Source organism: Flavobacterium denitrificans DSM 15936 (genome assembly GCF_000425445.1).
Classification (GTDB): Bacteria; Bacteroidota; Bacteroidia; order Flavobacteriales; family Flavobacteriaceae; genus Flavobacterium; species Flavobacterium denitrificans.
On the sequence record NZ_KE384377.1, the window covers coordinates 1,077,804 to 1,091,419 of the forward strand.

14 protein-coding genes and 1 tRNA gene are annotated in these 13,616 nt (G+C 31.9%); 4 read left to right on the plus strand and 11 right to left on the minus strand.

The annotated features are described in order from the left end of the window. Positions 1 to 6: 6 nt before the first annotated feature. Positions 7 to 450 carry a PepSY-like domain-containing protein gene (locus H600_RS0116640; RefSeq protein ID WP_026729848.1) on the minus strand — a complete coding sequence of 148 codons (444 nt, stop codon included), beginning with the start codon at positions 448 to 450 and terminating at the stop codon, positions 7 to 9. Positions 451 to 585: 135 nt separating this feature from the next. Here H600_RS0116640 and H600_RS0116645 point away from each other — a divergent pair, with 135 nt between their 5' ends. Continuing rightward, a complete protein-coding gene (locus H600_RS0116645) occupies positions 586 to 993 on the plus strand; it encodes a VOC family protein (RefSeq protein WP_026729849.1) in 408 nt (135 codons plus the stop codon). A gap of 58 nt (positions 994 to 1,051) precedes the next feature. Here H600_RS0116645 and H600_RS0116650 read toward each other — a convergent pair whose 3' ends face one another. Together H600_RS0116650 and H600_RS0116655 are read right to left on the minus strand one after the other, a co-directional pair. Further along, a complete protein-coding gene (locus H600_RS0116650; RefSeq protein ID WP_026729850.1) occupies positions 1,052 to 1,789 on the minus strand; it encodes an SDR family oxidoreductase in 738 nt (245 codons plus the stop codon). Positions 1,790 to 1,868: 79 nt separating this feature from the next. Next, positions 1,869 to 2,438: a Crp/Fnr family transcriptional regulator gene (locus H600_RS0116655; RefSeq protein WP_026729851.1), complete on the minus strand. Its 570-nt coding sequence runs from the start codon at positions 2,436 to 2,438 to the stop codon at positions 1,869 to 1,871. 182 nt (positions 2,439 to 2,620) lie between these two features. Between H600_RS0116655 and H600_RS0116660 the strand changes: the two genes are divergently transcribed. Continuing rightward, complete coding sequence (locus H600_RS0116660; protein ID WP_026729852.1) at positions 2,621 to 3,226, plus strand: class I SAM-dependent DNA methyltransferase; 606 nt, start codon at positions 2,621 to 2,623, stop codon at positions 3,224 to 3,226. A gap of 17 nt (positions 3,227 to 3,243) precedes the next feature. Here H600_RS0116660 and H600_RS0116665 read toward each other — a convergent pair whose 3' ends face one another. From H600_RS0116665 to lepB, 5 genes are all read right to left on the minus strand, one after another. Then, positions 3,244 to 4,407: a chromate transporter gene (locus H600_RS0116665; RefSeq protein ID WP_026729853.1), complete on the minus strand. Its 1,164-nt coding sequence runs from the start codon at positions 4,405 to 4,407 to the stop codon at positions 3,244 to 3,246. A gap of 1 nt (position 4,408) precedes the next feature. Further along, positions 4,409 to 4,906 (minus strand): hypothetical protein, encoded by a 498-nt coding sequence (locus H600_RS0116670; RefSeq protein ID WP_026729854.1) that lies wholly within the window; start codon positions 4,904 to 4,906, stop codon positions 4,409 to 4,411. Positions 4,907 to 4,986: 80 nt separating this feature from the next. Next, entirely contained in the window at positions 4,987 to 5,829 is an 843-nt protein-coding gene (locus H600_RS0116675; RefSeq protein ID WP_026729855.1) for a chromate resistance protein ChrB domain-containing protein, read from the minus strand. A gap of 190 nt (positions 5,830 to 6,019) precedes the next feature. After that, positions 6,020 to 7,222, minus strand: coding sequence for an outer membrane protein assembly factor BamB family protein (locus H600_RS0116680; RefSeq protein ID WP_026729856.1), 1,203 nt, complete (start codon positions 7,220 to 7,222; stop codon positions 6,020 to 6,022). A gap of 245 nt (positions 7,223 to 7,467) precedes the next feature. Beyond that, positions 7,468 to 9,078, minus strand: a complete 1,611-nt coding sequence (lepB, locus tag H600_RS0116685; RefSeq protein WP_026729857.1) for a signal peptidase I — start codon at positions 9,076 to 9,078, stop codon at positions 7,468 to 7,470. A gap of 154 nt (positions 9,079 to 9,232) precedes the next feature. Here lepB and H600_RS22225 point away from each other — a divergent pair, with 154 nt between their 5' ends. Then, on the plus strand, positions 9,233 to 10,168 hold the full coding sequence (locus tag H600_RS22225; RefSeq protein WP_051234444.1) for a DUF2268 domain-containing putative Zn-dependent protease: 936 nt from the start codon (positions 9,233 to 9,235) through the stop codon (positions 10,166 to 10,168). A 70-nt stretch (positions 10,169 to 10,238) separates the two neighbouring features. Here the strand turns inward: H600_RS22225 and H600_RS0116695 are convergent, their stop codons facing one another. Then, a complete protein-coding gene (locus tag H600_RS0116695) occupies positions 10,239 to 11,543 on the minus strand; it encodes a M20/M25/M40 family metallo-hydrolase (protein WP_026729858.1) in 1,305 nt (434 codons plus the stop codon). Positions 11,544 to 11,945: 402 nt separating this feature from the next. On the opposite strand from H600_RS0116695, the gene H600_RS0116700 reads away from it, so the two are divergent. Then, positions 11,946 to 13,247, plus strand: coding sequence for an erythromycin esterase family protein (locus tag H600_RS0116700; RefSeq protein ID WP_026729859.1), 1,302 nt, complete (start codon positions 11,946 to 11,948; stop codon positions 13,245 to 13,247). A gap of 40 nt (positions 13,248 to 13,287) precedes the next feature. On the opposite strand, the gene H600_RS0116705 is transcribed toward H600_RS0116700, so the two are convergent. Together H600_RS0116705 and H600_RS0116710 are read right to left on the minus strand one after the other, a co-directional pair. Beyond that, positions 13,288 to 13,361: transfer RNA gene (locus tag H600_RS0116705), tRNA-Lys, on the minus strand. Then, positions 13,356 to 13,616 (minus strand): GIY-YIG nuclease family protein (locus H600_RS0116710; RefSeq protein ID WP_245176584.1); only part of this gene is annotated, 261 nt, incomplete at its 5' end. The genes H600_RS0116710 and H600_RS0116705, both read right to left, overlap by 6 nt.

Genomic DNA, 13,616 nt, shown 5'->3' on the forward strand with positions numbered 1-13,616 from the left:
CGTAAATTATTTGATGTTATTGTTTTTGTCTTTCAGAATTTTTCCGTCTTTTGAAAATTCCAAATCAATAGAATTTGTCAAATCAACATCCAGATCTTTGTGGCCATAATCGATGTGCGTGATTTTCTCATTTGGATAATTTTTTGAAACATAATCTCGAATATTTGCTGGAATAAACTCAGTCGGAATTGGGTTGTCACCTCCATCCACTTCTCTATAAGAGCCATCTTTCCAGAATTCTACTTCCGTTCCATCTTTTAATTTGACTTCGTAGCCTTTCTCGCCATGTTCGGCATCTTTTTGAGCTTTGACTACAGTAGTATAACTAAAGTGTTTTTGCAGAAATTCCTGAGCTGGCTTTGGTAATTCAGTAGTTTCAATTTTTTTCTGTGCGTTGGCCGATATTGTAAAATTAAATAGCAATATGGCAATGATATAATATGTTTTCATGATTTTTATAGTTTTAAAAATTTGTATCTAGCTAATTTACAATAACTAACGGTTGGTTCAAATCAATTTAAGAAAGCTTTAATGATTTACGGAACGCTTTTTTTTAGTACATTTAAGATTCTAAAATCAAAAGCTATGCAAGATTCAAATAAACAAAATGATAATGTAATCCCAAAAGTAACAGGCGTTGGAGGAATTTTCTTTTTTACAGAAAATCCGAAAGAAACTAGAGAATGGTATGCTGAAAATTTAGGGCTCGAAGTCAACGACTGGGGCTCAACTTTTGAATCCAGAAATTTTGATAATCCGGAAATAAAGGAAGTGCTTCAATGGAGTCCTTTCAAAAAGAATGATGATTATTTTTCGCCTTCAAAAAAAGAGTTTATGATCAATTATCGCGTTCAAAATATTGAAGGCCTTATAAATAAATTAAAAGAAAACGGCGTAACAGTTTTAGATGATATTGCGACTTATGATTATGGAAAATTTGTCCATATTATGGATGCTGATGGTAATAAAATAGAACTTTGGGAACCGGTTTAAGAGAAAAAATGCAATAAAAAAGCTCCATAATCAAGTGATTTTGGAGCTTTTTTTTTATTTACCACGGACTTTCTTCAGTTTCGTCTTCAATATCATTGCTGAAAAACTTCCCTGTCGGCCCGTTTTCATCTGTCAAAGTATGTTTGATGATAAAGCTTGCCGCACTTTCTATACTTCCTGGCCCATTGAAATTATTGAAATCAGTCGCGGTATAGCCAGGATCAATTGAATTTACTTTGAATGGCAAATCTTTCAATTCAAAAGCCAAAGTTACGGTAAAAGCGTTTAAGGCCGCTTTTGAAGAAACATACGAAACTGCTTTAAACGGATAATATTTCCAAGTTGGATCGCTATGCAAAGTAAGCGAACCAAGGCCAGATGTAATATTACTAATTCGTGGACTTTCTGATTTTTTAAGCAAATCAAGAAATGCTTGCGTAACTCTGATCACTCCAAAGAAATTTGTATCAAAGGTTTCTTGTATATTTTCAATTGAAGTGGTTGATGAATTTTGTGGCATATTGCCTAAAATTCCCGCATTATTGATTAAAATGTCAAGTTTGCCTTGCTCTTTTTCAATTCTGTTTTTCGCTGCCAAAACACTTTCCTGATTTGTAGCGTCAATTTGGATTGCTTTGATATTTTCAAATCCGTTTTGAGTTAATTCGGTAACTACTTTTTCTCCTTTTTCAAGATCCCGACTTCCTAAATAAACCAATAAACCTTTTTTTGAAAGCTGTTTTGCTGTCTCTAAACCTATGCTTCTGTTTGCACCTGTAATTAATACTGATTTCATTTTTTACGTTTTAAAATTATGAATACAAAGTTGCAATCCAAAAAAATAGAAACATTTGCCAAATGACAAAAAAGAGATTTTAACGAATATTTTTTCTGATTCGGCTTAAGGATGACTGCGTAATTCCGAGATAAGAAGCCAAATACGAAAGAGGAATTCTATTGATAACATTCGGGAACAATTTCATAAAAGACAAATAACGCGTTGTTGCATCTTCTGAAACTAGTGGGCTTCTTCGAGCAACTTTTTGAATTAAAGCTTTTGAAATTATTTTGTGAACAATAGTGTCCCAGCCAATAATTGTATCTAATAATTCTTGCCAATCCTTTTTTGAAAACACAATGAGTTTACAATCTGTAACAGCTTGAACATAACAAGACGAGCAAATACCATTATCGAAACTTTCTAAATCTACAACGAGATTATTTTCTTCAATAAAGTATTTGGTGATTTCCTCGCCTTTATTGTCGTAGTAACAAACGCGCATTATTCCGTCAATAATAAAACCGACTTCTGCCGCGACTTTTCCTGCTTCTGCAAAATAGTTCTCTTTGCGGATTTCCCTTTCTTCCCCTTTTGATAAAATTAAATCAATTTGCTGCTGATTTAAATTGCCAAACTGCAATATGTAATTTACTAGTTCTTTCATATGCGAAAGTTAAGCATAACTTTTGGCTGAAAATTTGTCATTTGGCAAAAAAGATATCTTTTTTGAAATAATCTGTTTTACTATCTTTATTCAAGTTTATTAGAAATAATAAAGAAACAAATTACTCCAAAAGAAGTACTTGAAAACTGCATAACATTCCCTTTGGATTAATAAATATTAGAATGGAAAATTTATTACTAAATAGAGATTCTTATAATAAAATTGTGGCTCAGTGGATAAAGATCAGAAACAATTCCGTTTTAAATAAACCGATTCTTGATTTTCTAGAAAAGCTAAAACCAAACGGTAATATTCTGGATATTGGATGCGGAACAGGATTTCCTATTGCGAAACATTTTTCAGATCAACATCACTCGGTTATTGGAATTGATATTTCTGAAAAAATGATTGAAGCTGCGAAATCCGAATCAATTAAAAATGCAGCATTCTTTCTAAGTGATTTCATTGATTTTAAGACCAAGGAAAAGTTCAACGGAATAATTGCATGGGATTCTCTTTTTCATTTTCCAAAAGAGCGTCAAAAAGAGATTTATCCCAAGATTTATGATTTGCTGTTGTCTGGCGGTTATTTTCTTTTCACACACGGAAAACAAGAAGATGAACATACAGACAAAATGTATGATGAACCGTTTTATTACAGTTGCCTTTCACGAAATGACGTTTTAGATCTAATGAAGAATTTAGGTTTTGAATTGATTTACGAAATTGAAAATTTTGTGGAAGAAAATACGGAAAGAGATTGGGTTGTTTTGGTTCGGAAAAAATGATGTGTTGACATTCAGCATTAAATCAGTTTTATAACCACTCCAATTATTCCAGCAATTAAAATGACATAAGGCTCTTGGAGTTTTTTAAAATAAAGCAAAGCTGCGACAGTCAAAACAGCAATTAAAGCTGTAGAAATATCGATAATGCTTCTTGAAGCAATAACAACTACAGATCCTACCAAAGCGCCAATCACAACAGCTGTAATTCCCTCAACAAAAGCTTTAACCGATTTGTTATCAGCAATTTTCTTGAAGTATGGCGCTAATAAGATCGTGAACAAATAACAGGGTAGAAAGGTCGCCAAAGCAGCGACTAAAGCTCCTAAAAATCCATTTACTAAATAACCAATAAATCCAACAGTTATCACAACGGGACCAGGCGTTATCATTGCAACAGCAACGGAATCCAAAAATTGCTGTTCTGTCAACCAATGATTCTCAGCTACTACACCTGAATGCAAGAAAGGAACAATGGCTAATCCGCTTCCAAAGACAAAAGCACCAGCTTTTGCAAAAAAGATTCCTAATTTCATGAGTGTCGATTCTTCAGAATTCCAGAAAACAAATTGAAGTAAAATCAATGAATTTGTGGTTTTAAAGTTCCACCATTTAGGAGGGGCGGTCATAATCATATAAAATAATCCTGCCAGAATAAAGAGCAAGACTTGCTCTTTTTCTGTTATAAATGTTATAATTCCGGCAGTGATGAAGAAAATCCAAAGCAACCATTTTGATTTAAAAGACTCAAGATTTATTTTTCCAATAGATTTTACTGTAAGCTTATACGAACTCAGTGCTATAATTCCGACCACCGAAGCGCCAACACCATAAAAAACAGCCTGAATCCAAGACAATCCACCATATAATTGGTAAATAACCCCCAACGCAACTACCATTATAAAGGACGGTAATATGAAGGCAAAACCTGCTAATGTAGCGCCTAAAAAACTATAATGTACAAACCCCAGATAAATCCCTAATTGTGCGGCGAGCGGTCCCGGTGCAAGCTGTGCCAATGCCAATCCTTGCTTGTATTCTTCTTCGGTAATCCATTTTCGGTCTTCGACCAAATCTTTATGCATGTAGCCCACTAACGCAACTGGGCCACCAAATCCTACAGTTCCTAATTTTAGGAAGTAAAGAGCTAATTGTGATAAACTGTATTTTGATGTTTTTTCCATATTAAAAAGCAATTCCGAATTGAAAACCTACCGTAAACGAGACTGGATGATCATTACCAAAACGAACTGGCAAAGGAACAGCCGCATAATAACTACAAGTTTTGTTTTTAATTATCGTTTTATTGAAAACAGGAGTAAAACCATATCTTCCACTTGTTTCAAAAGCCGCTCTCCCGGCAAAAGTGTAGCCTTTTCCTAAAGCCACTAAAACGCCCGGATGAAATAACAAATTTGTTACTTTATCTGTTCCATTATCGTCTTTGATATTAGGTACAAATTCAACTGAAAAACCGATTTTATCGCTTTTCCAAATATTGATTCCTGTTGGAAAACCAACGGCATAATAATCTCTGAAATTTACATTGGTTTCATCTTTGCTGAATGTGGCTATTGGATGCATAATCCCAAAATAGCCCGTTATTTTTGGATAAACAGTTTGGGAATAAGCATTAAAACTTGAAAATAATACTGCGAAAAATAAAGTTAATTTGAAATACATTTTTTTAGTTTTGGTGATAAAGCAAAACTAATGGCTTGTATTTTTTTTAAATAGAATCAAATTTACTTTTTGTATCTGGTTTACTTTTTTGCTTTTTTTCGATAAGCTGACGGATTTTTCCCTGTGTGCTGTTTGAAGATTCTTGTAAAATGACTTTGGTCTGAAAAGCCTGTCATGTAAGCAATTTCGGTTAATGTGTGCGATGAATTTGAAATTAGAGAAATTGCTTTTTCGATGCGGAGTTTTCTAACATATTCTCCAAAATTCAAATCTTCGAAATGTTTTGAAAATTCCCTCGATAAATACGACGGATTTAAATCTAGTTCAGTTGAAATTTTCTTTAAATCAAATGCAAATTGGGCATCTATTTGATCCTGAATTATTTCTTTTAAATCTTTGACCCAAGCCGGTGTTTTGGCTGAAGTTTTCTTGTCTTTCAGAAATTTATTAAAAACCTCATGAAGTAAATTCTCAAACGGACTGTTCTGCAAATGATTTTGCTTATACAAATGTGTTGCCCAACTGTATAAAGCATCATACATAATCATTCCAGTTTCTAGCAGTTTATAATCATCGGTAATATTATATGAAAGTCCAGCTGAAATGGCCCAAAGTCCAGCCGATTCTTTTGCAATATCATGCCTATCTGTGTCTGCCCCACGAACAATTCCAGCGATAATTAAAATTGCGGGATCGCCGATTTCGTATTTTTTGACAATATAGTCAAATGTACTTTGATCGTCATAATGTGTAAACTCAACATCTGGAATGTCAAATGGAATAGCTTCTAATTCTTTTGCTTTCTCTAATACAAGATTAAACGGGACATAAATGAATTCGGCATCAGCGTCAACAAATTTTCGAATGAGCCAAGGACAAGCAATTCGGTCTATTTTTGGACGTTCTCTGGTGATCCATTTCATTTGATAAATATTAAGAATTATGAATATTCAAATCTAATAAAACCTTTTGATTTTAAGGATTTAAAAAATTAATAAGGAATGTTTTTTAAAGTGTTATAATAGCTAATAATGCTGCGTTACAGATTATACAGAAAAATAATACCTACTTCATATTCAATAAAAAAACTCCTTTTTTAAAGGAGTTTTTTTATTATCTAATAATTTTTATAAATGCGCTATAAACATCATCTTTTATTGACGTTCGCATATAGAACATATTTTCATCTTGTTCTTTTAAATCATATTGAATTAAGCCAGCGTCGCAATAATAAAGCAACAGATTGTCATCTGCTGGAAATTCAATATTTGAAATTGGCATGGTTGTCAGCTTTTTATCTAATACTACTTCGCCATTGTCTAAAAGTATTTGAAATAGCTTTTTTCCTCGCGTATATCCCCATAAATTGTCATTTTCTTGAGTAATATACTCGATGTTGTCATCTTTAAAATCGGTTTTCCAAAGCTGTGTTCCTGTTTTTGAATCAACACAATAAACAGAAGTTGTATTTGTTCCCTGCGCTGCAAAATATACTTTATTGTCTTTGCAGAATATGCGATTCTTGACATTATTCTGATTTTCATCAAATTTAAATTCCCATAAAATATCCGATTTATTAGGACTTAAAGCGTAAAGAGTGTTTTTTTCATTTGTTACAAATACATTTTGGCCATCAGTAACTGGTTTTCCGGTTATCGTTAATTCAAAGCTTTTTTGATAGATTACTTTTCCTGAATTGGCATCAAGAGAATAAAAATTGGATGCGCTTTGCGTGAAAACTTTATTGTCAAAAAATAAAACTGGAGCATGATTCACTTCAGCATCTAATTTGTAACTCCATGATAAACTTCCATTTTTAATATCAAGCGCATAAATGCTGCTGTTTTGATTTTGAGTGGTGATAAACAATTTTCCATTATTTACGGTTGGCGCTTGATCCTTTAAAACAATCTGGTCTTTATAATTGCCAATTCTTGATTTCCAAAAAATAGAACCTGTCTGATTATCAATTGCGAAAATTTCGCCATTTATAAAAGGTACATATACAACACCATCAACTAATGTTACTGCATTTGCACACATTTCTGTATGTGCATCGGAAGCTTTCACAGTCCAAACAATGGTTTCAGATTCTAAATCAAATGAAAAAAGAGTGCCATCATAGTCATAAAGCAAGATTGAAGCTTCATCTAAAGGAACTTTTTTAAGCGAACTTATGGCTTTATTAGTGACTACATCAGTAAACGTTGAAACGTTATTAATGGCATCAGTAGTTGGTTTTGAAACTGTAGGTGCTTGTCCAAACGTACTTATTGCAATAAAAAGGAATAAAAGCGTTATTGTTTTTTGTTTCATTTTTAAAATTTTGTTTTTATAGTTTGATTTGGGGAAATCATTTGAGATGAATAATGCAGCTATTTAAATCAAAAACTATTGTTTCAGAATTAATTGCTTTAAAAAGCATTCAATAAAATTGGACGCAATAAAACGACCAATATCTATGCCAAATATAATAAAAAACTATTACTGCTATTTATTCGTTTTATACGCTTTGATTTATAAATTAATAAGAAATAAAAGTTTAAAGGACTTATTTAATCTTATAGCTTAGGGCTTTTTTTTCGGTTCTTCATAAACTTGTTTACCACGCTGCAAAGCACTACAAATAGCGCAAAATGTATTAAATAAGACTTTGGTTCATTTTCATTAACTAAAGAAAAAACACGATTCCATCTTACTTTGTTAATTCCGGCTCCATTCGTTTCCCAACTAAACCAAATAAATACGGGCTTTCCGATAACATGATCAAAAGGAACATAGCCCCAAAATCTAGCATCTAAAGAATTTTGACGGTTATCTCCCATCATCCAATAATAGTTCTGCTTGAAAGTATAAGTATTGCTTGGTTTTCCGTTTATTATAATTGTCTTGCCGTCAATTTTTAAGCTATTATGCTCATACTCTTCGATGATTCGTTTATAAAAAGGCAAATTTTCTAAGTTCAGATTTATAGTTTTTCCTTGTTTAGGAATATAAATAGGGCCATAATTGTCTATATTCCAGCCTAAAGACGGCACATGAGGAAATACATTTCCATCCTCGCCTTTTGGCGACAATTGTTTTTTAACCGCTTTTACAACTGGGTTGCTTGCTATTAACTTAGCTTCGTCATCTGTCAAGGTTAAATAATACTCGCCGGTATCTGTAAGTGCAAATGCCCCATTTTCGTACCTCAAACCTTCCCTTGCACCATAAATATGTACAAGATCCTCTTGGCTGATAGCAGTACCTTTGGTATCGATCAAAAAGTTATATTGTGGTTTTGCACTTTTTGGCAATATTGATAATTTGCCATTGATATAAATATTTCCTTCACGAATTTCTAAAGAATCTCCAGGTATTCCAACGCATCTTTTAACTAGGTTTGTTTTCTTATCTATTGGTTTGTAGTAATTTCGATCTGGATGAAAATTATCCATATCTCGCAGCGTATCTGCAGGTTGATTAAAAACTACAATTTCATTTCGTTCAATGTTTTCAATCGCAGGAAATCTAAAATAAGGCAACTGCAATTTGTTTAAAAATGATGTTTCTTTTTTTGTGACATCATCATTAAATAAATAAGATTTTTTGCCCAAAAACGGAATTGAGTCATGAACCATCGGCAATGCAACTGTCGTCATAGGAGTTCTTGCGCCGTAATTAAATTTGGTTACAAATAAAAAATCTCCTGTATATAATGTTTTTTCTAAGGATGAAGACGGAATTGTAAAGGGCTGTATGATATAAGTATGTACCAACGTTGCCACAATGATTGCAAATACAAGTGAACCTAAAGTGTCTTCTGTTTTAGATCGAGGTGCTAAATCTCTATTTTCAATATAAGTGAGCTTTGCAGAATAGTTTAAAAAAGCAATATATAAGCCAAATGTCACTAAAACGAGTACGGTATCTTTTGTTGAATTTTTTCCAAAAGTTCTAATAATTTCAATCCAAAATACAGGAATCATTAAAAGATTAATAATAGGGACAAAAAGCAAAATAACCCACCAACGCGGGCGCTTTATAATTTTCATCATTATTATTAAATTATAAATTGGTATAAATGACTCTACCGGTTTTCTTCCCGCTTTAATATAAAGTTTCCAAGTAGATAATCCATGGATGATTTGCAGAACAAAAATAAAGATGAGCCATTGCGATAAATTCATATTCTTAAAGTTTTTATTGGTTGTTTTCTTGGTACAAAATCTATATTGATTTAGTATATGTAGCTTTTTAGAGATTTTGTTACATAATGCTGAAATCAAAGAGTGAAAATATTCTTATATTCGTTCAAACAAGCTTTAAATAAAAAAATATTATATGAAGTTAAAATTAATTCTTGCCATAGTTCTTTTTACTTTTTCTAATTCTCATTTCGGACAAACCAATTTCTCAAATAACCCGATGGATGCTGTTTTTGAGACAAAAGATTCAAAAAATTTCTGGATAGCTTTTGATAAAATGGATAAATCAAAGGAAAATCCGTTTAAGGAATATATTGAAAAAGGTTCGCCAGGAATTAAAGCTTTTACTGAAAACAGAATAATTAATGCTGATTCTCTTTTTTCAGTTGCCAAGAAAAGAAAAGCTGATTACGAGCGTTCAAGAAATGTTTTGGACAATCTTTCTAGTAAAGAAAAGCGAGTTAGAGCGATTTATAGCGCATTAAAATATTGGTATCCTAATGCCAAATTTCCTCCTATTTATTTTGTTTACGGAAGATTTAATTCAGGGGGAACTTCTGCTCCAGAAGGAATAATAATTGGAATAGAAAAACTTCAAAATCTAGACGGCGTTTCGGGCTTAATCGCGCATGAACTTATTCATTATCAGCAAAATATTACTGGTAAAGATATGTTGCTGAAATGGTGTTTGCTTGAAGGCGGTGCCGATTTTATTGGTGAACTTATTTCTGGAGAATCAATAAATCAAATTTCATATAAATATGGAGAGCAAAACAAAGATAAATTAGGCGAAGAATTTGTTTCAAGATTAAAAAATACAGACATTCAAGATTGGCTTTATGGAACTTCTAAAAAAGACGACAGACCAAATGATTTAGGATATTGGATGGGTTATAAAATAATAGAATCGTATTTTAACAAACAAAAAGACAAGCAAAAAGCAATTGAAGAAATATTAAATATAACAGATCCATTGCAATTTTTGAAACAAAGCGGATTTTTAGATGCTTATATCGAAAAGTATCAAAAAGACAAAAAAGAAAGCTACAATGCGTTTTTTGTTAATGATTAAGAATTTCTCTAGCTCTAAAATCGTACAAAAAACTCCTTAAATTCTTAAGGAGTTTTTTTATGGGCTTACATTATTTCAATTGAGTACTATCTACTCTTGTCGGCGTATCTTTCCCACTAATAATAGAAGAAGAACTTAATGCAATTGATTTTATTATTTGTGTCATGTTGTCAATATCTAACGTTTCAAATTCGTCGTCAGCTGTGTGGTAATATGGCTCATTATCCATTTTTGAAGTAGAAATGGTATGAGCAGGAACTCCAAGTCTGGCTAATGTTGCATTGTCTGAACGGTAGAATAATTGTTGGTCTGGATAAGGATCTGGATAAAATGTAAAATTTGTTCCGGTTAAATTAGTTTGCAAAATCTGTCCCATATTCGACTTTTCAAAGCCTGTGATATAAGCCGAGTTTTTCCCCCATTTAGATTCTGTTCCAATCATTTCGATATTGAACATCGCAATTACTTGTTCTGGCACGAGCTGTTTCGAAAAATATTTGGCTCCGTAACCACCTAATTCTTCTCCCACAAATGTGGTAAAAATAATAGTGCGCTCGTTGTTGTTTTGTTTTTTAAAATATTTCGCAAGCATAATTACTGCTGTTGTTCCTGCTGCATCATCATTTGCACCATTGTAAATAGAGTCTGTTGCAGTATGCGGAGCACCTTCTTCTGGAGAACCTACCCCTAAATGATCATAATGTCCAGAAAAAATCACATACTCATTTGGTTTCGTTTTTCCTGTCAATATTCCAACAACATTATTCAATGTTTTTTTGGAGATTGTATTTGTTAATTCTACAGAAAAAGTAGTCGCTTCTGTAGTGCCAAAAACAAACATAACTGTATTGTTTCCAGGATTAGCCGTTATTCTATCAATATGTTGAATGTTTGGTAAAACTTTTTCGAATGAAGGGTCAACTAGGACCAAAAGATTTTTCGGACTTTTATAATATTCATTAAATTTCTGGCCAATGTTATCCCCTTTGTTGATTTTTACTACAGAAATATCGCTTTTTTCAGTTAAAGAAACCTGAGGAAGGTATGAAAATGTTACAACTTGGTTATTATTTATTTCTCTACCGTCAATAGTAATTTTTGAAGAAACTGCTTTAGAGGCAGTCATCGAGAATTCTTGTCTGTAATTTGTTGCTCCATTAAAAGTTTGCAAACCGATTTGTTTAAACTCTGATTCTATAAAGTTCGATGCTTTATCAATACCAGGAGTAAAAGTTCTCCTGCCTTGCATGTCATCAGCTGAAAGTATTTTCTCGATACGAGTTACTTCCTTTTTCGTAATGATTTTATCAATCGATTGTCCTTGTACATTAAAACATTGGCTAAGAACAAAGATACTTAGAATAATTTTTTTCATATTTTACTTTTATAACTAACATTTTGGTTAAACCAAAAGTAAGTTAAATATTTACAAAACTTAACGTCAGTAAAAGTTTTTAATTGAAAAAAATGAGTTTTTGTGACTTTCAGTATATACTACTTTCCAATCTTTTACTTTTCCAGTGAATCCTTTGCTTTTTTGATTTTGACTAAATTAGTATACGAACCATTTTGAAGAATCTAAAGAAAATTCGATAGGTGGAAATGGATGATGAAAATCATTTTTATTTTAAATAGTTAACAATTTATTAGCAATAACATTTTCTATATTAGTCCGAAGAAAAAACAAATTATTGCATGTATCCTACTTAAATATGGTGTAATCATATCATTTTATAGCTCTCATAAACCAATTCTAAAACATTAAAAACAATCAAATATGCGAAAATTTATTTCAGCAATTACTTTTTTTACATTATTTCAAACCTATGCCCAAGATGACAAAGCTGTAAGTTGGATTAACGAAAATGCAATCAAAATTGAAGATGCAAATCCAAATACGAATCTTACGATATTTAGTAATAATGTACCTCAAAAGTTTGCCGATGCAAAAGTTTTCGGATTTGGAGAAACTACTCACCAAGGAAAAGAATTTTTCAATATAAAAGCTAAATTCTTTAAATATTTGGTAGAAACCCAAAATATCAAAGTGTTTATTATGGAGGATTCATATACCTCTGAAGCTGCAATAAATGAATGGATTAGTGGTGGAAAGGGAAACGCAGCAACTATTGCCTACAATTTTAGCATCGGATTTTGGAATTGCAAAGAAGTGGTCAATCTTTTGGAATGGATGAGAAATTACAACCTTGGCAAAAGCAAGGACGACCAAATTCGCTTTTATAGTATGGACATTCAAAACGTTAAAAAAATAAATCAGGAAATACGAAATTTAGTAACAAAATATAATATTCCTGTGAGTGAAGAACTTCTTTTAGTAGCTGATAGTTGTGCAGAAAAAAAAGTTGATTACACTGGTAAAACTGATTGGGCTGATATCCAAACTCCAAAGCTAAATGAAATTGAAAGTATTTTACTCGATTTTAGAAAAAAAATTGAACCCGAGAATGTCGATGAATTCAATTCAGCAATAAGAGCTTTAAATTATTTATCCCAATATACTTACTACGTTCAAAATCCCTTAAGTAAAGTTAGAGATTTAAAAATGTTTGAAAATGTAAAATGGATAGTAGAAAATAAATCAAAAAATGGGAAAGCGTTTATTTGGGCTCACAATGCGCATATTGACTATAAAGGATTTGATAATCCTGGTAGAAAAAACAGCGTTGATAATTTAGGAAAACATTTGAAAGAATATTATAAAAACGATTATTATAGTGTTGGATTTGATTTTGGTATAGGTACGCAAGCGGGTTATTTTTCTGATAAAGATGAAAAACCAAGATGGAGAAAAGTTGAATTCAATAAGCCATTTGCTAAAACTTATGCTGAAACATTTTTTGAAGCTAAGGACGAAATTTACTTTATTGATATGTCTACAGCACTAAATAGCAGTTCCTCAGATTTCTTCCAAAAGAAATCTAAACAAGTATTTGCAGGTGGTGGAGGTTTCGATCCTAAAAAAAATCATTTGTATCAAAAAAAGCTTTCAGAAATGTTTGATGGATTAATCTTTGTAAAAAGTATTTCACTTCCGACTAATAATTTGATTGCGAAATAAACATAAAAAAAACTCCTAAATTTCTTAAGGAGTTTCTTTGTGGGCGATGAGGGGTTCGAACCCCCGACCACTTCCGATGAAAAATCGGAATGCTCTGATCCAGCTGAGCTAATCTTTGCTTTTAATTAACTCCTGGAGTTTAATTTTACTTTTCCAAGATTTGATCTGTAATTCTCTTTTATGGGCTAATTCCTTAGTTTCATATTTTTCAGTATAAGTGATCTTCCAATCATTTACGTTTCCTGTAAAACCTTTGCTTTTTTGATTATGCCTGATAAGTCTTTCTTCTAAATTAGAAGTAAATCCAATGTAGAATTTATTCTTGCTTTCGCTAAATAAAATATAAACTATAAAATTCATAAAAGTATA